The organism is Ruegeria sp. F5, assembly GCF_056533845.1.
In genome coordinates this window covers 269,666-292,116 of the sequence record NZ_JBQFOU010000006.1, presented here as the reverse complement: position 1 = coordinate 292,116, position 22,451 = coordinate 269,666, and the positions used below count along the sequence as shown (strand labels likewise).

The window sequence follows — 22,451 nt, the reverse complement described above, 5'->3', positions numbered from 1 at the left end:
CACCGTCTCTCCGATGTGTCCCGCCGTCTTTCCAGCGCGTCTCGCCGTCTCCAGCAACCCAGCAACCGCCTCAGCAGCGCCGGTGAAGGGGGTTCTAAGGTTTACCAACAATAGCCGCAAGAGGAAAAACACATCTTGCCCATTTTTTTTGACTTTTTTCATTTTTTCTTTTTAAAGCAATTAATTAGCCACCTTCAAAGACTGCAAATCTGGGCGTAACATACAGTTGTCGCGCCCAGGGACGTCTCACCCGCCCCGATCCGGATCCGCCGCAACACCAGATATAGCGATTCAGCGCGACGGCAATACAAGCCGACGCGACTCGGAGAGTACGCGCGATGCACCGTTACGCCGGGAATCGGCGAAAAGCATCCTGCGGGAACAAGGCCCGTCCGGCTTTGTCATAGGCGCTGAATGTAACGCTCTCTCGAAACCGCCACCGCCAAACGACAAGCCTTGCGCATCCGCGCGAGATGCGGTCAGGTTCCGGGATGAATTCGACCAATCCTGATGCGGGACGTGCATGACACTCACACCGACCTTTCCCATGGTGCGCACCGTTGGCTTCGATGGCATGCTGGTGAGCTTTGGGGACACCAGCACCGAAGATGCGAACCGGGCGGCGCTAGCGTTTCGGGCCGAGGTCGAACGACAGCATTGGGACGGTGTATCCGAGACATCGACCTCTTTGGCCTCGACCTATCTTCGGTTTGATCCGGCGCGTCTGGCTCATGCGGATATCGCAGGACACATCCGCGCGTTGCTGACGCAGAAGGACTGGTACAACACCCCGTTGCCGGCGGGGCGCAGGTTGTGGCGTGTGCCAACGGTCTATGGCACCGATCTGGCCCCGCAGCTTGAAGAAGCCGCCGCGGCGGTCGGGCTGAGCCCGGACGAAACGATCCGGCGGCTCAGCCAGACCCGTGTCCGCGTTCTTACAATCGGCTTTGCCCCGGGGCAGCCCTACCTTGGCACGCTGGGACCCGAGTTCAACATACCCCGCCTGAACGAGTTGAACCCGATGATCCCCGAAGGCGCACTGGCTTTGGCCATCTCGCAATTTGTTCTGTTTTCAGGCCCGACCCCGACCGGGTGGCGGCACATCGGCCAGACCGCCTTTCGTTGCTTCCGCCCTGAGATGCAGCAGAGCTTTGCCCTGAAGCCCGGCGACGAGATGCTGTTCGAACCTGTACCGCGTGATGAATTGGAAGAGATCAGAGCCAACAATTCCGACGGCAATGGCGGCGCGACCTGTCAGGAGATCACGGCATGAGCCTGACAGTCCATCGCATCGGCCCGGCCTGTACCATTCAGGATCAGGGACGCAGCGGGTATCTGGATCAGGGGCTGTCGCAGTCCGGGGCCGCCGACATTCTGGCGCTGCACGAAGGCGCGGCTTTGCTGGGTCAAAGCCCCGATTGTGCCGCTTTGGAGATGGCCGGCATGGGCGGCGCGTTCGAGGCGACGGAAACGACCCGCATCGCGCTGACCGGTGCGCCGATGCAAGCCAGCATCGATGGTAGCGCGGTGGCGTGGAATGCCTCGCATCGATTGGATGCGGGGCAACGGCTTGAAATCGGGGCCGCTGTGCAGGGCAATTACGGCTATTTGCATGTTGGCGGAGGGTTCGCAACAGACACCTTTCTTGGGTCGCGTTCAGCCCACCTAACCGCAAAGATTGGCAAGGCGGTGCAACAGGGCGACGTGTTGCCCACAGTACCTGTCTCTGGCAAGATCGGGATGAAACTGATGCCGGCCGAGCGGTTCTCCGGGGGCGTTCTGCACGTGGTTGCGAGTTTTCAGACGGAATTGTTCGACAATGCCACGCTCGACCGGTTTGCCGCGACCGGGTTTCGGCGCGGCGCGCGCGCCAACCGGATGGGCATGCAGATGGAAAGCGACGGTGATGGGTTTGCGGCGAAAGGTCAGCTGAACATCCTGTCCGAGGTGATTATCCCCGGCGACATACAGATGACCGGCAGCGGCAATCCGTTCATCCTGTTGCCCGAGTGTCAGACCACCGGCGGCTACCCTCGCATCGCAACCGTTTTGCCCTGCGACATGCCGCGCGCCGCGCAAACACCAGCCGGCGGGCCGGTCCGGTTCGAATTCGTCACTCTGGAACAGGCCGCGACGCTGCAGGAAAGCTTTCAGGCCGACCTTGCCCGCCTGCCCCAGCGCGTCGACCCGTTGCTGCGCGATCCCCATGATATCCCGGACCTGTTGTCCTACCAATTGATCGGCGGAGTGATCTCTGCCACCGACTAAGGAGACTTGCCGATGCCGCGCGTCGATCTGAATGCCGATATGGGCGAAAGCTTCGGTCCCTGGAACATGGGCGATGATGAAAACCTGCTGAAGATCATCACCTCGGCCAATATCGCCTGCGGTTTTCACGCGGGTGACTGGGATGTGATGGCCAGAACCATGACGCTGGCCGCCGAGCATGATGTGGGCATTGGTGCACATCCGGGCTTTGCGGATCTTCAGGGCTTTGGCCGCCGCAATATGAAAGTGCCCCATGACTCCTTACGGAATCTGGTGCGGTATCAGCTGGGCGCGGCCAGGGGGATGGCCACGGCGGTGGGCACCAAAGTGCGACATCTGAAACTGCATGGCGCGCTGGCCAACATGTGCTCGGTCGATGTCGACATGGCGCGCGCCTGTTATCAGGGCGCGCTGGATGTCGACCCCGACATCATCGTCATGGTGCTGGCCGTCACCAAACAGGAAGAGGCCGCGCGCGAGCTGGGCTGCAAATGGGTAGGCGAGATTTTTGCCGACCGCGCCTATAACGACGATGGCACGCTGGTCGACCGCAGCCTGCCCGGCGCGGTGATCCACGATGCCGAGATTGCTGGCCCCCGCATCCTGAACATGGTCCGCGAAGGCGCGATCATCACCGAATCCGGCAGGCGGCTGGAAACCTCGATCGACACGATCTGCCTGCATGGGGACGGGCCAACGGCGGTGCAGATCGCCCGCTCGGTCCGGGAAAACCTGATCGATGGCGGCGTGGATGTGACGAAATTCACCAGATAGTCACGCCTGCGCAATGCGGACCACCCAGTTTCTTACTGTTGCCCGGACAGGATTCAGCCCCTAGCATGCCCTCAAGTGCATGTTCTGAATACCGTAATTGAAGCAACGTAATTCGCGTAGGGGCGGCACCGCTGCCCTACCGCAGCCAGGTTTTGCGCAAGGAGGCACATATGTCTTTCGATCTGATGTCCTATGAACCACGGGGCGACAAGAAGAACTCGGAGTTTTTTCACGAATACCTGCCGATGATCTACGAGCGGCGCACCAGTTCCGGCGTTGCCGATCAGGTCGGACCGATGCGCGCGATCGTGATTCAGGTCGAGCCCGACGCCGTGTTCGACACGATGGTCGAACTGTATGTAATGACCCCGTATCGCCATTCGGCGAGCTATCTGGGATCAACGCATAAATTCGCCGTGCTGCATTCCCATCCCGAATACCCGGCGCTGATCCTGATGGCCCCGCTCAGCGAAACGTTCGAGGATTTCATTCCCCGCATCAACCGCATGTACCCGCTGGCGCGCGGCACGCCGCAGACGCGATATGTGGGCGAGGTTTTCGGCGCGCGCGACCTGAAAGACCTTGGCAAAACGCTGGAAGATCAGAATATCCGGTTCGAATATTCAGGCGACACCGAGAACCCGTTTTATACGCAGGACGGATTCCTGTTCACCACGCCATCGGATTTCACCTGCAACCGAGTCGGTTATTCGACGCTGGACTTCAACGATACCGACAGTCTGGGCCTGGGCGACCGGGTTCTGCTGAGTGACGCCGAAGAGGCGCGTCTGGCCGAGGCCGCCGCCTTTGCCACCGACACCAAGATCGGCCCCCTCATGCTGGGCTTCGATCACCTGGCCACCCGCATTCTGGCCGGCGAGCGTGAGGACGCGATCCTCGAGTTTCTGACCATGGTGCCCTACTATTTCTGGGGGGCGTACAACATTTTCGACATGAACTCGTCGACCAATGTGAACCGGAACGCCAATGTCGATGACGACAAGAAATCCCCGGCCAAGGTGTTCACCGCCAACAACACGCCGTCCTTCGTGAACTCGTTCGAACAACTGCCGATGCCGACCGAGGATTTCGTGCGCAATTTCGGCCGCCGCCTGCATCACATGGCGGTGGAGATTCTGGATGGCGATCACGCCGGTGGCGAAAAGAATGTCGATTTCGTGGTCAACACGCTCAAGGACAAGGGCGTGCCCTTCCTGGCCCATGTGGTGGGCGAGTGCAAAGATGACCCGAATCTGAAGCAGATCTTCTCGAAGCATTCGAAACACACGCTGCTCATCACCGAGTATATCGAACGCTGCCACAAGTATGACGGGTTCTTCACCAAGGACAATGTCGCGGCCCTGACTGCCGCCGCCGGTCAGGATGAGCAATACGAACACGGCCACGTCTTCGACTGACGCGCCCGACAAAAAAAGGCTGCGAGAAAACTCGCAGCCAATACCCTTTCAGGAGAGAGAGTTTCGGGTCTTATGACGGCCCGATCATGAAACAGGTGACGTTGCGGGCCTGCAGCCTGCGGCAGGCCAGATCGGCCTGTTCGCGGGTCATGCCCTGAAATGTCGCCTCGAAGCCGCGCGAGCTTTGGTTGACCTTGCGCAGCGTGCCTTCCAGAGTGGTCATTTCCGACAGGGCCGTTTTCAGCAGAACCTTCTCGGCCTCGTATCGGGTGGTGTAGCGTCCGACATTGACACCCCAGAGATGCCCGCCGGATGAGGACAGGCGGGTCACGACCTCCTGTTCGGGCTCGGGCTGGGCTGCCGGTTCGGTCGATGCCAGAACCAGATTGTCGGGGCGCAGCGCCGGGCGTGTATCGGCGTTTTCAACAGGCGGCGCTGTGGGCGCAATATCAGCCTGTGCAATGGCGGCGGCAATACCGGTCTGAATACGGTCGCGATTCTGGTCCGCGGTCTCGGCCACCGCGCTGGCGACCCGCGTCGCAGCGCTTGGCCGCCCGATTGGGCGCAGGCTGATCTTGGGCGCACCGGTCAGGCGCGCCACTTCGGTTGAAACACCCAATCCTGCATTCCCGGCATAAGAGGGGCGGGCCGGTTTACGGATCGGCGCGCGCGACGGGGCGCGGCGGAAGCCCATATCCAGCAACTCGGCCACCTTGGCATTGCGCGACGCACCCGATTTGCCGCCAAATACAGTGGCAATGATCCGTTCATCCTTGCGCTTGGCCGAGGCCACCAGGTTGAACCCGGCCGCACGTGTGTAGCCGGTTTTGATCCCGTCCGCGCCTTTATAGGCGGCCAAAAGACGCCGGTTGGTGTTCGGCACGGTCTTGATCCCGGCATGAGTCGATTGGCGCGAGAACAGGTTGTAATACTGCGGATAATCATACAGCAGATGCCGCCCCAGCGTGGTCATGTCGCGCGCGGTGGACAGATGCCCGGATTCGGTCAGGCCATGGGCATTCTTGAAGGTGGTCCGGCTCATCCCCATCGCCTTGGCGGTGCGCGTCATGCGGCGGGCAAACGCCGCCTCGGACCCGCTGATGGCGATCCCGATGGCCGTGGCGGCATCATTGGCCGATTTCACCGCCGCCGCGCGGATCAGATAGCGGAACGCAATCCGCTGGCCCGAACGCAGACCCAGTTTCGAGGGCGGCTCGGCTGCGGCCTTCTTGGTGATGCGCACCTGGGTATCCAGATCGATCTCACCGTTCCGCACCGCCTCGAACGCGATGTAAAGCGTCATCATTTTGGTCAGCGAGGCCGGATGCAGCCGGGTGTCGGCATTGCGCGAATGCAGAACCTCACCCGTTCGGGCATCAATCACCATCGCCGCATAGGGTGCTGCCAACGCTTTCAGGGGCGCAAACACCAGCACCCACAGGATTGCTATGAGGAATAAGCCCGTCCGGGCCGGAACTGTCCGCCGAATCTGCACGATCTTTGCCTCTGTCTGCCTCGCGCCGCCGGGTGTTCCCGGTCAGCCTGTTGTTATTTTATTGCCATTCAGGCTAGCACAGGGGGGGCGTTAAATAAACCGAAAGCTGCAGGAAACGCCGGATTTGAAGGGGCGCTTGCAGCCTCTATATCTAGCGGGCACAAGGGTCACGACACACCAAATGCGCGATCATGGCGGGAAATGGGCAGGTTTGGGCACGGATTTTTGAAGACTGCGGCCAAATGGCAACATCAGCTTAGTGCGCGCACCAGATCGGCCAAATCCCCCAGATCGTTCAGCGCGCGGAATCGCGGGTTGTCCGCCGGGGTTTCGGCGTGTTCGACCTCCCACTCCAGCCCGTGCGGCACGTACACGCCCCAGCAGCCCGCCTGAATCGGGGCCACCACGTCTGACCGCATCGAGTTGCCGACCATCATCGCGGCGTCCGGCCCATCGCCATGCTGACCAAAGATGCCGCGATAGGTTCCGGCGGTCTTTTCGGAAACGATCTCGACCCAGTCGAACAGATCGCCCAGCCCGGATTGCGCCAGCTTGCGTTCCTGATCGATCAGGTCGCCCTTGGTGATCAGCCCGACGCGGTGAGAGCCCGCCACCGCCTCGATCGCCTCGCGGGCATGGGGCAGCAGTTCGATCGGATGGGCCAGCATCTCTTGCCCCGCTTCGATCAGTCGCCGGATGACCGAGGCCGGAACACGGTCGTCGGTGACCTCGATGGCGGTTTCGATCATCGACAGGGTGAAGCCCTTGATGCCGTAGCCATAGTGCCGGATGTTGCGCTTTTCTGCCGCAAGCAGACGCTCCATCAGGTGATCCCGTTCGGCATGATCGGCCAGCAGATCGGCGAAGTATTCCTGCGTCAGTTGAAAAAACCGTTCATTGTGCCACAGCGTGTCATCTGCATCGAACCCGATTGTGGTGAGTTTTTTCTGCATCCCAATTCCGCTTGCTTGCTCTTTTCACTGGCCGCGCCCACGTTATATAAGCGACCAGATAAACCAAAAGCCTGAATCGGACAGTTGCACGCGATGCTGGAAAACCAATGGATGATGTCTGACGACCCGGATGACGACGCAGACGCGTCCGTCCTGGTACAGACGCGCCCCAAGACCAAGCGTCCGCCGCTTTATAAAGTGCTGCTGCTGAATGACGATTACACCCCGATGGAATTCGTGGTGCATGTGCTGGAGCGTTTCTTCGGGATGACTCACGCGCAGGCGTTCGAGATCATGCTGACGGTCCACAAGAAAGGCGTGGCCGTGGTGGGGGTGTTCAGCCACGAGATTGCTGAAACCAAGGTCGGTCAGGTGATGGATTTCGCTCGCAGGCACCAGCACCCGCTGCAATGCACCATGGAACGCGAAGAATAATGCGCCCGGCCTGATCGGAATCAGCCATGTCCCCACGTCTGGAACTTGCCTTGCAAAGCGGCCTGTCCCTGTCGCAGCCGCTGACGGTGATCGGCCCCACACCCGAGGCCGATTTGTCCGGCCTGCCGCGCGAGGCGCAGATCGTGCAGCCGTTCAAACCCTTTCACGACCATTTCGCCGGTCTGGGGTTCGCCACGGTGCCCGAGGCGGATGGCCCCTGTCAGGACGCGATTGTGTTTCTGCCCCGCGCCAAGGCGCAGGCCCGTGCGCTGATCCATCAGGCCTGTGCGCGGGCGGGCGGCGTGATCGTCGTGGATGGCGCAAAAACCAACGGTGTGGACAGTGTGCTGAAAGACATCCGCAAGCGTGCCCCTGTTGACGGGCCGCTTGCCAAAGCCCATGGCAAGATTTTCTGGTTCCAGTCCGACGAACAGGCCTTTGCCGACTGGGCCGCGCCCAAAGAACAGATGGTGGATGGCTATCGAACCGCCCCCGGCGTGTTCTCTGCCGATGGGGTCGATCCGGCCTCGGCACTGCTGCTGCAATCCCTGCCCACGCAGCTTGGCCCAAAACTGGCCGATCTGGGTGCGGGGTGGGGGTATCTGTCGGCGGGGCTGAACAGCGACACCATCACATCGCTGCATCTGGTCGAGGCCGATCACACCGCGCTGACCTGCGCCCGCGCCAACCTGCCCGACGCACGCGCGCAGTTTCACTGGGCCGATGCGGTGACCTGGAAAGCCCCCGAGCCACTCGACACGGTCGTGATGAACCCGCCCTTCCACACCTCGCGCAGCGCCGACCCGACGCTGGGGCAGGGATTCATCGCCTCAGCCGCGCGCAACCTGACCCGCAACGGCGATCTGTGGATGGTGGCCAACCGCCACCTGCCTTATGAGGCCACGCTGGCCGACACGTTCCAGAAGGTGGCCGAAGTCGCGGGCGACAATCGGTTCAAGGTGTTTCACGCCTCTCGCCCTCGGCGGTAAGGGCCGCTAACCTGCCCCGCAACTCAGGAGGATTCGGATGTCCTTTTCCATAGCTGGCAAGACAGCGATTGTAACAGGCGGTGCCAACGGGATCGGGCTGGCCATCGGGCGGCATTTCGCGGATGCCGGGGCGAATGTCATGTTCGCCGACATGGACGAAAAGCGCCTGGTCGAGGAACTTGGGGCAGAGGCCGATGACAGCAATATCCGCTACTTCGCCGGTGATCTGCGTGAGAAACTGACCATCGCCAACCTGCTGTCCGCCACGCTGGACGCATTCGATCAGGTCGACATCCTGATCAACGGCGCACGGCAGGTGATCCAGTCGGACCCGCTGGATACCGAGGACGACTCGGTCCGGACCCTGCTGAACCAGAACCTGATGCCCGCCCTGCGCCTGAGCCAGTCGGTCGCCAAGCGCATGATCAAACAGGCCGGGGATGACAGGGACTCGGTCGCGGGATCGATCATCAACCTGTCGTCCATTGCCGCGCGCCGAACCCATCCCGACCTTATGGCCTATTCGGTCTCGACCGCGGCGCTGGATCAGATGACCCGATCCTTAGCCGTGGCGCTGGCCCCGAACCGTATCCGCGTGAACTCGATTGCGCTGGGTTCGGTGATGAGCGCCTCGCTGCAATCGACGCTCAAGGAAAACCGGGATTTCCGCGATGACATCGAAAAGCACACCCCGCTGGCCCGCATCGCCGCACCCACCGAACTGACCGAGACCGCACAGTTCCTGGCCTCGGACGCCGCCGGGTTCATCACCGGCCAGATCCTGACAATCGACGGCGGCAGAACCCTGCTGGATCCCGTCGCGGCCCCAGCCCACTAAGAGCCCATGTTCGACACCGAAAAATCCACCGCCTCGGGCTGGTTCCGCCAGTTGCGTGACGATATCGTCACCGCCTTTGAAAACCTTGAAGACAGCCACGACACGGGCCCGCTTTCAGACGCGAGGCCCGGGCGCTTCGAGGTCCGCGAGACCACACGCAGTTCCGAGGATGGCTCGGATGCCGGGGGCGGCCTGATGTCGGTGATGCGCGGCGGGCGCGTGTTCGAAAAGGTCGGTGTCAATGTCTCGACCGTGTACGGCACGCTGGGCGAGCGGGCGCAACAGGCGATGGCCGCGCGCAAGGGCATTCCGGGCATGACTGAAGACCCCCGGTTCTGGGCCTCGGGCATCAGCCTTGTGGCGCATATGCAAAACCCGCATGTCCCCGCCGTGCACATGAACACGCGGATGTTCTGGACGCCGCACGCCTGGTGGTTCGGCGGCGGGTCGGACCTGAACCCCTGCATCGAATATGACGAGGACACGGCCCATTTCCACGCCACCCAGAAAACGCATCTGGACCCGCACGGTCCGGGGCATTACCCGCGCCTGAAAGACTGGGCTGATGAGTATTTCTACATCCCCCACCGCAAACGCGCGCGCGGTGTTGGCGGGATCTTCATGGATGATTACTGCACCGGCGACTGGCAGGCCGATTTTGCCCTGACGCAGGATATCGGCCGCGCCTTCCTGCCCGCCTTTCTGCCGCTGGTCGAAAAACGCCGGGTGCAGGGATTTTCGAACGCCGACAAGGACACGCAGCTGGTGCATCGCGGCCTTTATGCGGAATACAACCTCGTCTACGACCGGGGCACCAAGTTCGGTCTGGTAACCGGCCACGACCCCGACGCGGTTCTGATGAGCCTGCCGCCGCTGGCCAAATGGGTCTGACCCTCAGAACCCGAAATCCATGAAGTTGTCATAGCAATACTGCTGCGCCGAAATTGCCGACATGTTTTCGCCCACCCGCTTTACGGTGATGGAATAGCCCGGATTGGTGTCGACCCCCGGCGGCGGCGTCATTGAAAACTCGACCGTGCGCACGCCGGGTTCATAGGCTTTCGTGATGTAAATCCGCTGAGAGTTCGGAACCCCAAGGGTGCGGATGGCATAATCCCCGATCCCGCACCAATAATTCACCGGCGCGGAAGACCCGACTGCCTTGACCTGATACACCCCGTTCTGCAACGGCGTGACCTCGGTCCGGTTCAGGGGCCTGACGGCCAACCCGATGCCGACCGCCTGCGCAACGCTAGGCAGTGTCAATAGCCCCAAAAGGGCCGCTGTTCTGAAAACCTGCATCCTCGCCACTTCCCTAAAATTGAACTCAAAATAAAGTGTAACATAAGGTCGGGGCGATGTGAGTAAAGCCATTCACTTTGTTCCGCCTATCCACGACTCGGCCCCGCACCCGAGAAAACGGTATCAATACGACACCGGCTTGGCTAACATTTGGATATAATTGGAAGTTGGGTGCGTCTTGAGCAGATCGTTTCCAAAAGACTGGTTCGATATCCCGCCCGAGAAATACGCGGATTTCGGGGCGATGTTCTATCTTGCCGGCCTGACCAAAACCCATCAGAAACGCAGCCTGGCTCAGGTTCTTTATGCGTTTGAGACCCCGTTTCGGCTTGGGCAGTACCACATCTTCCGGCAGAACGGGTTTCCGCGCGGGTTTGTGACTTTCGCGGGCCTCAGCGCCGAGGCTGAATACAGATACGCGGTGCAGGAAAAGCCCCTGACCGACAGCGATTTCACCAGCGGTCCGTCCTTCTGGATCATCGATCTGGTCGCCCCGTTTGGACAAACCAGCCAAATCGTGGATATTCTGAAGTCGGAAATTCCGCACCCGCGCGTCCGCACCAATCGCATGGACAGCGATCTGACCCGCAACCGGATCGTCGAGTGGACGCGGGATGACAAAGGCGAGGTGACGATGCACCTGTACCGAAAGAAAGAGTTCGAACGGAAGCTACAACAGGACAGGGCATAAATGGTCTCAGTTCCAGTCACAGGCGACCTGACCGGCGATGTGACCGGGAACCCTCCGAACATGGCGACGGGGGCGCTGACGCTGGGCGATGGAACCCTGCCGATTGTCACGCAGAACTGGACGATTGCGACGCCAGCCGCCAATGGCACAGCCACCATCGATCCGAATACGGGCGACTGGACCTATACCGTGGACCCCGCGTTCTTCGACAGCCTGGACAACAATCAGGTGGTGTTCGACACGTTCACGGTCAACGTCACGGGCACGATTGCGACCGGCTTTGGCAACCTGCCGTTTTTTGGCTCAACCGACATCACAATCCGGATCGAAGGTGTGTGTTTCACCGCCGGGACGCTGATCGAAACCGAACAGGGCGCGCGGCCAATCGAAAGGCTGGCGACGGGCGATAGGGTCTGGACTGCCGATCACGGGTGGCAGCCCATTCGCTGGATCGAAAGCAGCACCCTGCCGCCGGATCGATTGCGCGGGAACCCATCCCTGCGCCCGGTTCGCATCACCGCAGGCAGTCTTGGCCCGAACGCCCCCAATCGCGATCTGCTGGTGTCGCAGCAGCATCGTATTCTGGTCAGCGGCCCACGGGTCGAACTGCTGTTTGGCGCACGCGAGGCGTTGATTGCGGCCAAACACCTGTGCGCGTGGCCCGGAATTTCCATCGAAACCTCTGACGAACCGGTCGAATACCTGCACATCCTGCTGGACCGGCACGAGATTCTGATGGCCGACGGCGCGCGGGCCGAAAGCCTGTTTCTGGGGGATGAGGCTTTGTATGGGCTGTCGTCTGACGGGTTGCAGGAACTCGCGGCCATCTTCCCGGATCGCCCGACCCCGGACGCGCCGGGATTCGGGCGCGCCGCGCGGCTGATCCTGCGCGCGCACGAAGCGCGGATGCTGGCCCCGGCCTAATCCACTGGCCGGATACGTCCGCCCACATCCTGCGGTGCCAGCGCGACGGTCTTGATGACCGCATGGCAGGGGGTTCCGGGGTGAAGACCCAGTGCGGCAACCGAACGGCGGGTCACACGCGCCAGCACGATCCCCGCCGGGGTTTTGACAGACACGATGGCCCCCGGCCCTTCCCCGGCCCGGATTGAGTCGACCGTTCCGGACAAAACATTCAGGGCCGACAATCCCTCGGGCGATTTGCTGGACAGGATCACCTCCTGCGCCGGGATACGGATGCGCAACTCTTCTCCGACCTTGTGCGACACGCGCGGCAGGAACAGACGCGCGCCGTTGGCATCCAGTTCGGTCAGCCCGTCCGGATGATGTTCCAGCACCCGCACCTGCAACACCGCCCCCACGGCGCGCACCCCGGCGGGGGCCACGGCGGGGTCCGACAGAACCTCGGACGCGGGGCCGTGGCGCAGGACCTTGCCGTCCTGCAGCGCGACAACCGAGGTCGCCAGCCGCGCCACCTCGGCCGCTGAATGGGTGACGTAGAGGATCGGCACCGACACCTCATCCCTGAGGCGTTCGAAATAGGGCAGGATCTCGGCCTTGCGGGCATCATCCAGCGCCGCCAGCGGCTCGTCCGCCAGAATCAGGCGCGGGCTGGCCAGCAAGGCGCGCCCGATGGCTACACGCTGCTTTTCGCCGCCCGACAGGCGCGCCGGGCGGCGGTCCAACAGATGACCGATGCCCAGCATTTCGACCACCTTGTCCGGGTTCTCGCGCGCCGCGCCGCGCGGGGCGAACCAGCGGCCATAGGCCAGATTCTGACGCACGGTCAGATGGGGGAACAACCGCCCCTCCTGAAAGATATAGCCCAGCCGCCGCCGATGCGGGGGCAGCCAGTGACCCTTGGCGGTATCAAACAGCACCCAGTCATCCACCGCCACTCGCCCGGCCCCGGGCCGAAGCAGACCGGCCACTGCATTGACAACAGTGGTCTTGCCCGAGCCCGACCGGCCAAACAGCACGGTCACACCGGGGGGTGCTTCGAAATCCAGGCTCAGGTCGATCCCCGGCAAGCGGTGTTGCAAATTGACAGACAGGCTCATGACCCGGCCACCCGCGCCGCCACGCGCCGTCCGACATATTCCGACAGAAGCAGCGCGCCCATGGCGATGATGATAGAGATGATGACCAGCCGCGTCGCCGCGCCCTCACCCCCCGGGACCTGCAGAAACGCATAGACGGCCGAGGGCAGGGTCTGGGTCTGGCCGGGAATGTTCGAGACAAAGGTGATGGTGGCCCCGAACTCTCCCATCGCTTTGGCGAAGGCCAAAATGGCCCCGGCGATCACGCCGGGCAGGATCATCGGCAAGGTCACGGTGGCAAAAACAGCCGGGCGGGACGCGCCAAGGGTCGCGCCGGCCTGTTCCAGCTTCGGGTCCACCGCCTCGATCGACAGGCGAATGGCGCGGACCATCAGCGGAAAAGCCATGATGCCCGCCGCCAGCGCAGCCCCGGTCCAGCGAAAGGCCACGACGATGCCGAACTCGGCCAGCAACCGGCCCATCGGCCCCTGAATGCCGAAGGTCAGCAGCAGCAGGTAGCCGGTCACGACCGGGGGCAGGATCAGCGGCAGATGCACCAGACCGTTCAGAACCTGCCGTCCCGGAAACCGCCACCGCGCCAGAGCGTAGGCCACGAAGATTCCGAACGGCAGGGTGGCAAGCGTGGCCCAGAACGACACGCGCAGCGACAGTTTCAGCGCCTCAAGCTCTGCGGGTCCCAGCCAGTCCATGCCGGTCACCCATCCGGCAGGGTAAAACCCTGCGCTTTGAACTCGGCCCGCGCCGCATCCGTCTGCAGATGATCCAGAAAGGCCTGCGCACCGGGCACCGCCGTTAGGGTCACCGCTGCCGGGTAAATGATCGGCGGGTGCGTGTTGGACGGGATGACACCAACGACACTGACGCCCGGGTCCACCATCGCGTCGGAACGGTAAACGATCCCCAACGGCGCAGCCCCGGCAGACACCAGCGCCAGCGCCGCGCGCACGTTGTCGGCCTGTGCGACGCGATCCTGAACAGCATCCCACAGACCCAGCCCCTGCAACGCGGCCTTGCCGTAAATCCCCGCCGGAACCGCATCGACCAGCGCCATGGCCAGATACCCCTCGCCCAGCTCTGCAGCCAGATCATACTCGGACCCGATCTGCCCAACCGGGGTGCGGCCCGCATGGCCAATCAGAACCAGCCCATTGCCCAGCAGATCAACGCGCGAGGCCGGATCAATCAACCCCTCGCCCTGCAGCACATCCATCCAGTCGGGGTTCGCCGAAATGAAGATATCCGCCGGGGCCCCCAGCTGAATCTGCCGGGCCAGAACCGAGGACGCGGCGTATGACACGGTCACCTCCTGTCCGGCCTGCTGCGGAAACCCGGGCACAATCCGGTCCAGCGCGGTCTTCAGGCTGGCAGCGGCAAAGACCAGAACTCCCTCGGCCCCGGCGCGAACCGGGACCAGCGCCAATGCGCCAAGAACCAGCAGCGCAATCAGAACGCGGCGGACCGAGGATGGGATCATGTGCGCTCCGGACCAAAGGGTTACAGTCTTATCGGGAATATCGGAGGCCGCAGGTCACACGCAAGCGCCTTTGCCGATTCTTCGCGTGAAGGCTATTCAAATCGCTGCAAATTTGCGGCCAAGGGCCATTTCCTCCAGATCAATGGCCACAGACGCCGCAATCGGTCTTGATCCCGGGTGCCGACCCGGTGAACTCTGGCGCAAAGCCGCACTGGCCAGACCCATGAAAACAGGACATCGATTATGCTGCACGAAACACCCGGTCTGATTGACGCCATCCGCGCCCGGTTTGCCCATGTCGATGCCTGCCCCTTTCAGGGCAACCGAATCTTCTTCGAAAATGCCGGAGGTGCGCTGACCCTGAAATCCGTCGTCGAAACCTCGGCCAAATTCGCGGCGATTCCCGACAATCAGGGCCGGGACAACGTGGCCAGCCATGCGCTGGTCGACATCATCAACACGGCCAAAGCCGACCTGTCAGTGTTCATGAATACCTCGGGCGGCCAGTTCTTCGTGGGCGAAAGCGGGACCGAGTTGCTGTTCCGCATGATCCGCACCGCCTGCGTGAACGCCCCAAAAGGCAGCAGGGTGATCGGCAGTTCCATCGAACATCCGGCCAGCCGCAGTGCCGCGCGCCGATGGGCCGGGATTGCCGGGCTGGATTACGTCAACGTCCCCCATGACGACGCCACCGGTCTGGTAACGCCCGAAGCCTATGCCGCATTGATGACGCCGGATGTGTCTGTCGCGACCATCCTGCATGCCTCACCCGTGACGGGCATGGGTATGGATGTCGCCGCCATCGCAGAGGCCATTCGTGACGCGGCCCCCGACTGCTTCATCATCGTCGACGGCATCCAGCATGCGGCCCACGGCCAGCTGGACCTGAGCAGCTACGATGTCGATGGCTATGCGATCTCTCCTTACAAAGTGTTCTCGCGCCACGGATATGGCGTGGCCTGGATATCCGACCGGCTGACCGCCCTGCCCCATGACCAGTTGATCGACGCCCCGGCGGAAGGTTGGGAGTTCGGTACCCGCGACACCGGCGCCTATGCGACGATGTCGGATGTTGTCGGCTACTTCGACTGGCTCGGCACCCGGGTCTCGGACAGCACCGACCGCCGCACCCGGATCGAGGCCGCAGGACGCGCCATTCACGGCTATGAGACCCACCTGACCACCGCGATGATCAACGGCACCGGCAACCTGCCCGGCCTTCGGGACATGGACCACGTGACCATTCTGGCCGGGGCCGACAACACCGCCCGCGAGGGGCTGGTTTCGATCACGGTGCGCGACATCCCCTCGGCCGAGGTCGTGACCCGGCTGAACGAACAGGGCATCCGCACCCATACCCGCAAGGCCGATCACTACAGCGGAAATGTCCTGACCCCGCTGGGTCTGAGCGACTGTATCCGGATTTCGCTGTGCCACTACAACACCGAAGCCGAAGTCGCCCAGCTTCTGGCCGCCGTAAACGAGATGTCCACCTGACGCGCCTTTGGCAAATTCCGGCCAAGAAATTCGCGCAGACCCTCTTGCACCCGCGCGCAGGCTTGGCTACATGCACCGTCACGGGTGATTAGCTCAGTTGGTAGAGCGCTTCGTTTACACCGAAGATGTCGGGAGTTCGAGTCTCTCATCACCCACCATTCTCTTCATTTTCAATGGCTTACTCAGGGTCTTGTAACGAGAACTTGGAGACTAATTGAGGATGAATGTACGGGAATCAAAACCTCAAAACCGTGTTGGACTACCCAGAGGATTGTTCCTTAGAGGTAAAGGGTACGCTCTCAGGGTATCTGTACCGACTGAGTACCAAGACATTGTTGGCAAACGAGAGATCGTCCGAGGATTAGGAACTCAGGACCTAGCCGAAGCATTGAAGCGCCGTCCAAGAGTCCTTGAGGAAATCCTTGAGGCGATCACCGAAGGACAAACACCGTCTCAAGCATTTCGCCCAAACCTTCCGAAACAAGAGAATACTGTGAGAGATACTGCCGACAGGTGGTTAGCTGAATCGGACGGGATAAATAGCAGCACAAAGGTTAGATACCGCCAACACCTTAGGACATTTGAGGCGTACTCTGGAAACATACAGGTCACAGACATTAACCGCTCTCTTGCACTGGGCTTCATTGAGCACCTTAAGGCCACTTCTTCAAAGCGAACTGGGCAACCACTCTCGGGCCGCTCTCTTCAATCATGCCAATCTTGCTTAGCTTCTTATTGGCGTGTGCTGGACCACTGGGGGCTGGTTGATCCCGATATGCGGAACCCCTTTGGCTCTCTCCTGAGACGTGTAGCCGGTCAAAGAAAGAAGAAGGACCCACGTGTCAAGAAACTGAGGCCTGTCACTAGAGGTGAAGCTCAAAAGCTGCTGCAGTACATCGCTGGCAACAATGGCCTCAAATATCAGTTCGAGATGTATGTCACAGTAAGACTGCTTTGGGTCACTGGATGCAGACTCAATGAAATCTGCTCGAGGTACTTGAAGGACATTGAGGACAGAGGGGATCACATCAAAATCAGCATCCCTCAGAGCAAGACAGAAGCCGGAATAAGGGATGTAATGATCGTTGGCGCTGAGGATTGTCAGCTACTCCGGGAAGCTACCAAAAGGGCAACGATAGTAGAGCCAAGTTGTCCAGAGAATATCGGTAGGTTGTTTCCTCGTATTGCTTTGGGTGGCTACGATAGACACCCCAGTCACTACCTCGGGAAGGCGCTTGAGAAAGCCCGAAAGAACCTTGATGGCGATAATTCCAATTGGGATATGCATTCATTCAGGAGGACTTCTGTGTCCGCCCTAGTGAATGCTGGGGTTTCCCGAGAAGCCAGAAATCTTATCGTGGGTCACTCCAACAAAGACGATATCGGCATAAGTGTTTATGCGAAGAGAGCCGAACTACATGGGATCATTAGGAATACATTCGAGGTCCTACATAAAGAACTTGGAGGGAGTCTCGTAGGAGTAGTTCCTTTGGATTAATCCAAGGTAGGAGGTATCTATCTGTACCGTTAACAGATAGAAACTCTGAGGGACGTCGATTGGCAGCCCCTGTCGGGCTTAGGGTCATGAACTTTAAAATGAAGGCTAGAGCGGTCATTCCCAGTGTTAGATATGAAAGACCGCTCTGCGCGATAAACCTGCTGCTCGTTTTGCTTACATCGATGTCCGCTTTCAAGGCAGCATTCCCGGATTGGTTTTATTCCGAATAAGAGCTCACGGTAGTTTCATCACCCAGTCTTTATGAGTCAAAAGATTTGCACTCCAAGTTCAGCATCAACTGTCAGGTACGTAGATCGCCGCATGAACGGCTCCGTGAACGAAAAAAGCGTCGATTGCGAATTCGCCTCTAATGTAGTGGTCGCAAGCACGTTCTCTGGACCAATATCCGGCTTTCAACGGGATTTGCGATGGCGAAGGAAGGCAGAAATCTGCTGTACCGGCAGTTTCTGCGTTGTCAAACATACGGCTAACTAAGCAGTAGGATATCTTACCCGCCCCGTACAAGTCACGATGATAACCTACGCTCCCTGGCCTCAACCAAACGGATTCCACGCTATCACTGTACGTGTCCGGACAATCACACACCCTAAGTTCGGCGTTTATCTTCACAACTTCACCGGGGTTTTTCTCTCCGAACTCGAAGAGTCGCGACAACTCCTCATTTCGCCAGAACCCTTCTGGTGAGCACCCAAGAAACAGATCAAAACTTGGGGCGGATGTCTTCTCTTTACTGGCAAGGCCTGCAACAGTTAAGTTACCTACGCACGTCACATAATCCGCGTATGTGAAGTCCTCAATTTGAAGCAATAAATCCCCGCCCTTGAAGATCGACAATTCACCTTGGCTCTTTCGGACGCGGAGTCCATTCTCATCAATACTGAAGTTAGCATCGTTGTCTTCCAGAGACTGACTGCCAGCGCTGCAAATGGCTATAATGTTCTCGGCGCTCAGACCCTGCGCATTAGCATTACCAAAAGGAACCAAGCCAAGAATTAACACGGCAACGAATGGAGATGTGAGTATGCTTAAAAAACTGGCGATAATTTTTTTTATGTACATTGGACTCATCGCGTCAATTTTCGGCATTATGGTTTTTCTCCTCTATTTTTCTGATAACGCCAATTTCAATCAGCCTTGGATAAGGGAGACGGTGCCTTTCCTGTTGGACTTAATAAAGTTTATTTCAGGTGCTGCAGTTGGGACGCTTGGCACAACGATTGCATACTTTATCGAGTCCGAGAAGAAAAAAGCTTAGGGTCAGATGGCTTGCCTCTGCCGCCACATGCGCAGAGCGATGTCTTGTTCGTCCTTCCTTGCCGCTATCGGCGTAGATCGTCGTGGTAGTCGACTGCGCATGTTCCATCCACTTTTGAAGCATGGCTGTAACCTACACCGGCCTTGCGCTCCACCCCTGCTAACCTGCCGCCAAGTTCTCTGCTTGTGGTGCATATTCCGTGACTGACCTACCATTTGCAGAAGCTGACCTTCGCTACAGCACAGAGCGTCAGGAGGTTTGGGCTCCGTTGCGCCATTCGCTGCACTGCGAACCAAGGTCCGCTTTCCCAGAAAGTGAAGGGCTGTGTTTATAGGTCCTGACTCTAGAGACAAATCATCTGTCGACGATGCAGCGCTCGGACCATCCTTCACAAATTTCGAAACTATGGGTCACAGTGGAAAACACTAACGGCTTTATTTCATGTACTTGTGGATATGGCAGTATCTGCCTTGGAGGAAACAGCTTCATTGGATCGGTCCAATGGAAAACCAAAATGATTTCCTCGGGAGAGACCTTTGGGATTGAGATAAGACTATCTCTCCGAGAAGTAGTTTGAAGCTCTCAGCGACTGCCTGATTGGCTCTATGGCGACCCAAATAGCAGCCCCAGACGATGAGAGAATTTTCTTCACCAGTGCTCATTAAACGAAGTGCACTAGTCGTTAATTTGCCTGCCGACGCCTCTGTCACGCCCAGCGCATAAGGGTCTCCAACTGTACCCTTAAGGAGCCGAAGCAGCTTCGACCGAATAGCGCCTACTCAGGCAGGCTTAAGCAACCCACTCTAAATTAGCGAGACATTAAACCATGAGGCATTATCCTCTGCCATTTGCCGATTCAACATCCCTTGCCCGCCCAGTTGTCATCTTTGATCGACCATGTGGTACCGGGAAGACAACTGAGATGATCAGCAACCTTGAGGCAACAAAACGCTATCTCATCGTCACTCCATTGTTGTCGGAGTGTGATCGTATCATCCGAGAAGCCCGTGTGTCCGTGAGACAGCCAGAGGTAGTCCAAGACGACCGAGAAATTGAAACCAAGAAAGATCATCTGATTGCACTGCTGGAGGCGAGGCACAACGTCGTCACCACTCACGCCATGTTCAATAACCTTGCTGACGTTGCTCAGATGGGTCTGCTGGACGGGTACGAGATCATCATAGATGAGGTCATGACCGTTGTTGAGGACGGGTACCGAGTCAAAAAGAAGTCTTGGGAAGAGTTCTGCGTAAACGCGGGTTACGTAGTTATTGATCCTGATACTGGATTGATCACACCGACCGATCTATGGGCTAGGAACATAGATGAAGTCGACGATGCATTGAGGCCTGATATCTTTAGAACAGCCAATGCTGGTCGTCTCTATCATATCACTGATGGCATTAACATCGCGGTCATGCCTGAAGGTCTGCTCAAGGCTGGCAACTCTCTAACCGTATACACCTACAAAGCTGAGGGGTCGATCATGTACGCTTACCTAAAGCGCCTCGGGTTAGACCCAGTACACGACACAGGTTCACCAGAGATCGAGCGAGAGTTTGTCCGCAAGGCTAGAGAGCTCATCACCATCCAAGACATCCGTGCGCTCAGGGGAATTAGCCTCACCTTCAATAGCCAAACAAAAAAGAACTCTAAGAAATTGGAGGAAGTGGTCCCCAATGCTCTCAGTGGTCTTAGGCGTTACCGTCTTTCCGAGATGAGCCTTGAAAACATTCTGATCACTTGTCCCAAGCCCAAATGGTATCGGAACGGGAAAAGTCCAAAGGTTGGTAGTGATGGTGAGTTGCTAACGGCATTTAAGCCGGGGCCTTACGCCAGCGGTAGTCGTCTATCTCCCTGTGGTCGCTCTAAAGCAAGGGCCACGTGGGTACCGAATACAACCCGTGGTACGAACGACTATAGGCACTGTACTCACGCAATTTACCTGTATGACCAAAACCTTAATCCTTCGATCCTAAATTGGTTCGGTGGTCCAGATGTCATCTCTAATGATGATTATGCCCTTACTGAATTGATCCAATGGCTCTGGAGAACTCAAATCCGAGACGGGAAACCGATAACGCTGTTTTTGCCATCTTTGCGGATGCAGAAGCTGTTGCTGAATTGGTTGTGGGAAGGTGAAATTCCATCTGAGGAATGGAGCAAGATCAGGTCCTGAATTGGGTACCACAAAAACAGAAGTGTGGTGGCCCTTATTTTTCATTTATAAACAGCATCTTATGGCCGAACCCGTAAAAGAATAAAACCTTGAGGAACTCACTAGTACCGGGTCAACTGTATGTCTTGTTATGTCGGCATACGGTGGGCTTTGAAAGATAGAGGATTGGATGCTGAGGAAGCTTCTAAAAAGCTATTCAGTTGACATTGAATTACTCTCAGCGCTGGGCATCGTGTCAGTTGAAAGAACTCGATAGAAGCTGATCCTCTTCCTACTAATGAGATTAGTTGAGAGCTAACCCATAAGCAGCTTCATCCAAAATGATTTCTCAGTCTATCTTGGATCAGTCTACGGTAGCGGCTTCCTCTTTCACCTGCACTGAGCAACATACTTCCGCAAGAGGCAAACACATACTATCCACCCTTGGTGATTTAGTTCCATAACTCTGCGGAACTCTAAGCTCGGGTGAGGCTACTTTGCGTGAGATGGCCTCTTTTATGGACCGAGGGACCGTTTCTCAGAGGTAATAATAAGAACAATAATCCCCTACTTTTTGAAGTCGGTTTCTAAAACCCCCCACCCCTTTGTTTCCAGACAAAAAACGCTGCCAATAGGCCAAGGTCCAGTGTCCATCCACTGAGGGTGGCGGAAATGGTGGCAATGAAGTTGGTTTCTGCTTTTGGCAGGGAATTGACTCAACGTCTTAAAACCTAAAGGGAACCACCAACATGATCATTGGATACGCAAGAACATCTACACTGGAACAACAAGCCGGACTGGAAGCCCAACTGCAGACACTCTCGGAAGTTGGATGTGAGAAAATCTACTCCGAGCAAGTCTCCTCAGTAGCCCGTAGAGAGGCGCTGAGTGACGCCCTCAGCTTCTGCAGAGAAGGAGATGTCCTCATTGTCACCAAGCTTGATCGTCTTGCTCGTTCGGTTCGACACCTCGGAGAGATAGTGGATGAGCTCACAAAGAGAGGCGTCGCATTGAGGGTACTCGATATGTCCCTTGATACGTCCACAGCTACAGGCAAGCTCATGCTGAATGTGCTCGGGTCCATCGCTCAGTTTGAACGAGAGATGATGCTGGAGCGGCAGAGAGAAGGGATAGCCAAAGCTAAAGCTGAGGGTAAATACAAAGGCAGAAAACCAACGGCACGTATGAGGGCCTCTGAGGTGCTTCAGCTATTGGGGCAGGGCTACAAGAAGCCCGAGATAGCCCAGCGCTTGAGTATTTCTCAGAGATCGGTCTATCGGATCGTCAACGAGACCCGACAGTCTGCAGTTGTGGAGAGCAACCGCTAAAATAGATAGCAAGGAGCACAGCTAAAAGGTGTTGAA

Annotated in this window: 21 protein-coding genes and 1 tRNA gene; 15 read left to right on the top strand and 7 right to left on the bottom strand. The window is 58.6% G+C overall.

From position 1 onward, the window contains the following. Window positions 1-523: 523 nt before the first annotated feature. The 4 genes from ACR0K1_RS12110 to ACR0K1_RS12095 all read left to right on the top strand — a co-directional run bounded on the left by ACR0K1_RS12110 (window position 524) and on the right by ACR0K1_RS12095 (window position 4,460). Window positions 524-1,273 carry a 5-oxoprolinase subunit B family protein gene (locus tag ACR0K1_RS12110; protein WP_480617475.1) on the top strand — a complete coding sequence of 250 codons (750 nt, stop codon included), beginning with the start codon at window positions 524-526 and terminating at the stop codon, window positions 1,271-1,273. Next, on the top strand, window positions 1,270-2,268 hold the full coding sequence (locus ACR0K1_RS12105) for a 5-oxoprolinase subunit C family protein (protein ID WP_480850775.1): 999 nt from the start codon (window positions 1,270-1,272) through the stop codon (window positions 2,266-2,268). The genes ACR0K1_RS12110 and ACR0K1_RS12105 overlap by 4 nt, the downstream gene beginning before the upstream one ends. Before the next feature lie 12 nt (window positions 2,269-2,280). Next, on the top strand, window positions 2,281-3,042 hold the full coding sequence (locus ACR0K1_RS12100; protein ID WP_480617473.1) for a LamB/YcsF family protein: 762 nt from the start codon (window positions 2,281-2,283) through the stop codon (window positions 3,040-3,042). 170 nt (window positions 3,043-3,212) lie between these two features. Next, window positions 3,213-4,460 carry a hypothetical protein gene (locus tag ACR0K1_RS12095; RefSeq protein ID WP_480617472.1) on the top strand — a complete coding sequence of 416 codons (1,248 nt, stop codon included), beginning with the start codon at window positions 3,213-3,215 and terminating at the stop codon, window positions 4,458-4,460. Window positions 4,461-4,530: 70 nt separating this feature from the next. Here ACR0K1_RS12095 and ACR0K1_RS12090 read toward each other — a convergent pair whose 3' ends face one another. Together ACR0K1_RS12090 and ACR0K1_RS12085 are read right to left on the bottom strand one after the other, a co-directional pair. After that, window positions 4,531-5,955, bottom strand: a complete 1,425-nt coding sequence (locus tag ACR0K1_RS12090; RefSeq protein ID WP_480617471.1) for a D-alanyl-D-alanine carboxypeptidase family protein — start codon at window positions 5,953-5,955, stop codon at window positions 4,531-4,533. 251 nt (window positions 5,956-6,206) lie between these two features. Beyond that, window positions 6,207-6,908 carry an HAD family hydrolase gene (locus tag ACR0K1_RS12085; protein ID WP_480617470.1) on the bottom strand — a complete coding sequence of 234 codons (702 nt, stop codon included), beginning with the start codon at window positions 6,906-6,908 and terminating at the stop codon, window positions 6,207-6,209. Between the two features lie 93 nt (window positions 6,909-7,001). Between ACR0K1_RS12085 and clpS the strand changes: the two genes are divergently transcribed. From clpS to hemF, 4 genes are read left to right on the top strand one after another with little or no spacing between them, the layout of a single operon-like run. Beyond that, complete coding sequence (gene clpS, locus ACR0K1_RS12080) at window positions 7,002-7,343, top strand: ATP-dependent Clp protease adapter ClpS (protein ID WP_480617469.1); 342 nt, start codon at window positions 7,002-7,004, stop codon at window positions 7,341-7,343. A gap of 26 nt (window positions 7,344-7,369) precedes the next feature. Beyond that, on the top strand, window positions 7,370-8,332 hold the full coding sequence (locus ACR0K1_RS12075; protein ID WP_480617468.1) for a class I SAM-dependent methyltransferase: 963 nt from the start codon (window positions 7,370-7,372) through the stop codon (window positions 8,330-8,332). A gap of 37 nt (window positions 8,333-8,369) precedes the next feature. After that, window positions 8,370-9,170 (top strand): SDR family NAD(P)-dependent oxidoreductase, encoded by an 801-nt coding sequence (locus ACR0K1_RS12070; protein ID WP_480617467.1) that lies wholly within the window; start codon window positions 8,370-8,372, stop codon window positions 9,168-9,170. A gap of 6 nt (window positions 9,171-9,176) precedes the next feature. Then, entirely contained in the window at window positions 9,177-10,061 is an 885-nt protein-coding gene (hemF, locus tag ACR0K1_RS12065; RefSeq protein ID WP_480850771.1) for an oxygen-dependent coproporphyrinogen oxidase, read from the top strand. Between the two features lie 3 nt (window positions 10,062-10,064). Here the strand turns inward: hemF and ACR0K1_RS12060 are convergent, their stop codons facing one another. Next, window positions 10,065-10,472 (bottom strand): hypothetical protein, encoded by a 408-nt coding sequence (locus tag ACR0K1_RS12060; protein ID WP_480850769.1) that lies wholly within the window; start codon window positions 10,470-10,472, stop codon window positions 10,065-10,067. Window positions 10,473-10,650: 178 nt separating this feature from the next. Between ACR0K1_RS12060 and ACR0K1_RS12055 the strand changes: the two genes are divergently transcribed. Both ACR0K1_RS12055 and ACR0K1_RS12050 read left to right on the top strand, forming a co-directional pair. Beyond that, the gene (locus ACR0K1_RS12055) at window positions 10,651-11,163 is read left to right on the top strand and encodes a toxin-activating lysine-acyltransferase (protein WP_480617464.1); all 513 of its coding nucleotides are present in this window, start codon (window positions 10,651-10,653) and stop codon (window positions 11,161-11,163) included. Further along, on the top strand, window positions 11,164-12,087 hold the full coding sequence (locus ACR0K1_RS12050; protein ID WP_480617463.1) for a Hint domain-containing protein: 924 nt from the start codon (window positions 11,164-11,166) through the stop codon (window positions 12,085-12,087). Here the strand turns inward: ACR0K1_RS12050 and modC are convergent. Genes modC through modA form a run of 3 tightly spaced genes read right to left on the bottom strand, consistent with a single transcriptional unit; the run spans window position 12,084 to window position 14,658 of the window. Continuing rightward, window positions 12,084-13,184: a molybdenum ABC transporter ATP-binding protein gene (modC, locus tag ACR0K1_RS12045; protein WP_480617462.1), complete on the bottom strand. Its 1,101-nt coding sequence runs from the start codon at window positions 13,182-13,184 to the stop codon at window positions 12,084-12,086. The genes ACR0K1_RS12050 and modC overlap by 4 nt on opposite strands. After that, window positions 13,181-13,873: a molybdate ABC transporter permease subunit gene (gene modB, locus ACR0K1_RS12040; RefSeq protein ID WP_480617461.1), complete on the bottom strand. Its 693-nt coding sequence runs from the start codon at window positions 13,871-13,873 to the stop codon at window positions 13,181-13,183. Before modB ends, modC begins: the two co-directional genes overlap by 4 nt. Window positions 13,874-13,878: 5 nt before the next feature. Then, a complete protein-coding gene (modA, locus tag ACR0K1_RS12035; protein WP_480850766.1) occupies window positions 13,879-14,658 on the bottom strand; it encodes a molybdate ABC transporter substrate-binding protein in 780 nt (259 codons plus the stop codon). A gap of 243 nt (window positions 14,659-14,901) precedes the next feature. Here modA and ACR0K1_RS12030 point away from each other — a divergent pair, with 243 nt between their 5' ends. From ACR0K1_RS12030 to ACR0K1_RS12020, 3 genes are all read left to right on the top strand, one after another. After that, window positions 14,902-16,155: an aminotransferase class V-fold PLP-dependent enzyme gene (locus ACR0K1_RS12030; RefSeq protein ID WP_480850764.1), complete on the top strand. Its 1,254-nt coding sequence runs from the start codon at window positions 14,902-14,904 to the stop codon at window positions 16,153-16,155. 82 nt (window positions 16,156-16,237) lie between these two features. Then, window positions 16,238-16,313 (top strand) — tRNA-Val (locus tag ACR0K1_RS12025). Between the two features lie 62 nt (window positions 16,314-16,375). Continuing rightward, window positions 16,376-17,653, top strand: coding sequence for a DUF6538 domain-containing protein (locus ACR0K1_RS12020; RefSeq protein WP_480850762.1), 1,278 nt, complete (start codon window positions 16,376-16,378; stop codon window positions 17,651-17,653). Between the two features lie 294 nt (window positions 17,654-17,947). Here the strand turns inward: ACR0K1_RS12020 and ACR0K1_RS12015 are convergent, their stop codons facing one another. Then, complete coding sequence (locus ACR0K1_RS12015) at window positions 17,948-18,760, bottom strand: hypothetical protein (protein ID WP_480850760.1); 813 nt, start codon at window positions 18,758-18,760, stop codon at window positions 17,948-17,950. A gap of 1,091 nt (window positions 18,761-19,851) precedes the next feature. Here ACR0K1_RS12015 and ACR0K1_RS12010 point away from each other — a divergent pair. Both ACR0K1_RS12010 and ACR0K1_RS12005 read left to right on the top strand, forming a co-directional pair. Next, window positions 19,852-21,108: a hypothetical protein gene (locus ACR0K1_RS12010; protein ID WP_480850758.1), complete on the top strand. Its 1,257-nt coding sequence runs from the start codon at window positions 19,852-19,854 to the stop codon at window positions 21,106-21,108. 728 nt (window positions 21,109-21,836) lie between these two features. Next, complete coding sequence (locus ACR0K1_RS12005) at window positions 21,837-22,415, top strand: recombinase family protein (protein WP_480850756.1); 579 nt, start codon at window positions 21,837-21,839, stop codon at window positions 22,413-22,415. Window positions 22,416-22,451: the final 36 nt, after the last annotated feature.

What these genes read in the sequence shown, in the direction of transcription:
- ACR0K1_RS12070 (WP_480617467.1), top strand. Translation starts at nt 8,370, where the DNA reads ATGTCCTTTTCCATAGCTGGCAAGACAGCGATTGTAACAGGCGGTGCC.
- ACR0K1_RS12060 (WP_480850769.1), bottom strand. Translation starts at nt 10,472, where the DNA reads ATGCAGGTTTTCAGAACAGCGGCCCTTTTGGGGCTATTGACACTGCCT.
- ACR0K1_RS12030 (WP_480850764.1), top strand. Translation starts at nt 14,902, where the DNA reads ATGCTGCACGAAACACCCGGTCTGATTGACGCCATCCGCGCCCGGTTT.
- ACR0K1_RS12085 (WP_480617470.1), bottom strand. Translation starts at nt 6,908, where the DNA reads ATGCAGAAAAAACTCACCACAATCGGGTTCGATGCAGATGACACGCTG.
- ACR0K1_RS12020 (WP_480850762.1), top strand. Translation starts at nt 16,376, where the DNA reads ATGAATGTACGGGAATCAAAACCTCAAAACCGTGTTGGACTACCCAGA.
- hemF (WP_480850771.1), top strand. Translation starts at nt 9,177, where the DNA reads ATGTTCGACACCGAAAAATCCACCGCCTCGGGCTGGTTCCGCCAGTTG.
- ACR0K1_RS12110 (WP_480617475.1), top strand. Translation starts at nt 524, where the DNA reads ATGACACTCACACCGACCTTTCCCATGGTGCGCACCGTTGGCTTCGAT.
- ACR0K1_RS12095 (WP_480617472.1), top strand. Translation starts at nt 3,213, where the DNA reads ATGTCTTTCGATCTGATGTCCTATGAACCACGGGGCGACAAGAAGAAC.
- ACR0K1_RS12100 (WP_480617473.1), top strand. Translation starts at nt 2,281, where the DNA reads ATGCCGCGCGTCGATCTGAATGCCGATATGGGCGAAAGCTTCGGTCCC.
- modC (WP_480617462.1), bottom strand. Translation starts at nt 13,184, where the DNA reads ATGAGCCTGTCTGTCAATTTGCAACACCGCTTGCCGGGGATCGACCTG.
- ACR0K1_RS12075 (WP_480617468.1), top strand. Translation starts at nt 7,370, where the DNA reads ATGTCCCCACGTCTGGAACTTGCCTTGCAAAGCGGCCTGTCCCTGTCG.
- modA (WP_480850766.1), bottom strand. Translation starts at nt 14,658, where the DNA reads ATGATCCCATCCTCGGTCCGCCGCGTTCTGATTGCGCTGCTGGTTCTT.
- ACR0K1_RS12050 (WP_480617463.1), top strand. Translation starts at nt 11,164, where the DNA reads ATGGTCTCAGTTCCAGTCACAGGCGACCTGACCGGCGATGTGACCGGG.
- clpS (WP_480617469.1), top strand. Translation starts at nt 7,002, where the DNA reads ATGCTGGAAAACCAATGGATGATGTCTGACGACCCGGATGACGACGCA.
- ACR0K1_RS12015 (WP_480850760.1), bottom strand. Translation starts at nt 18,760, where the DNA reads ATGCCGAAAATTGACGCGATGAGTCCAATGTACATAAAAAAAATTATC.
- modB (WP_480617461.1), bottom strand. Translation starts at nt 13,873, where the DNA reads ATGGACTGGCTGGGACCCGCAGAGCTTGAGGCGCTGAAACTGTCGCTG.
- ACR0K1_RS12105 (WP_480850775.1), top strand. Translation starts at nt 1,270, where the DNA reads ATGAGCCTGACAGTCCATCGCATCGGCCCGGCCTGTACCATTCAGGAT.
- ACR0K1_RS12010 (WP_480850758.1), top strand. Translation starts at nt 19,852, where the DNA reads ATGATCAGCAACCTTGAGGCAACAAAACGCTATCTCATCGTCACTCCA.
- ACR0K1_RS12005 (WP_480850756.1), top strand. Translation starts at nt 21,837, where the DNA reads ATGATCATTGGATACGCAAGAACATCTACACTGGAACAACAAGCCGGA.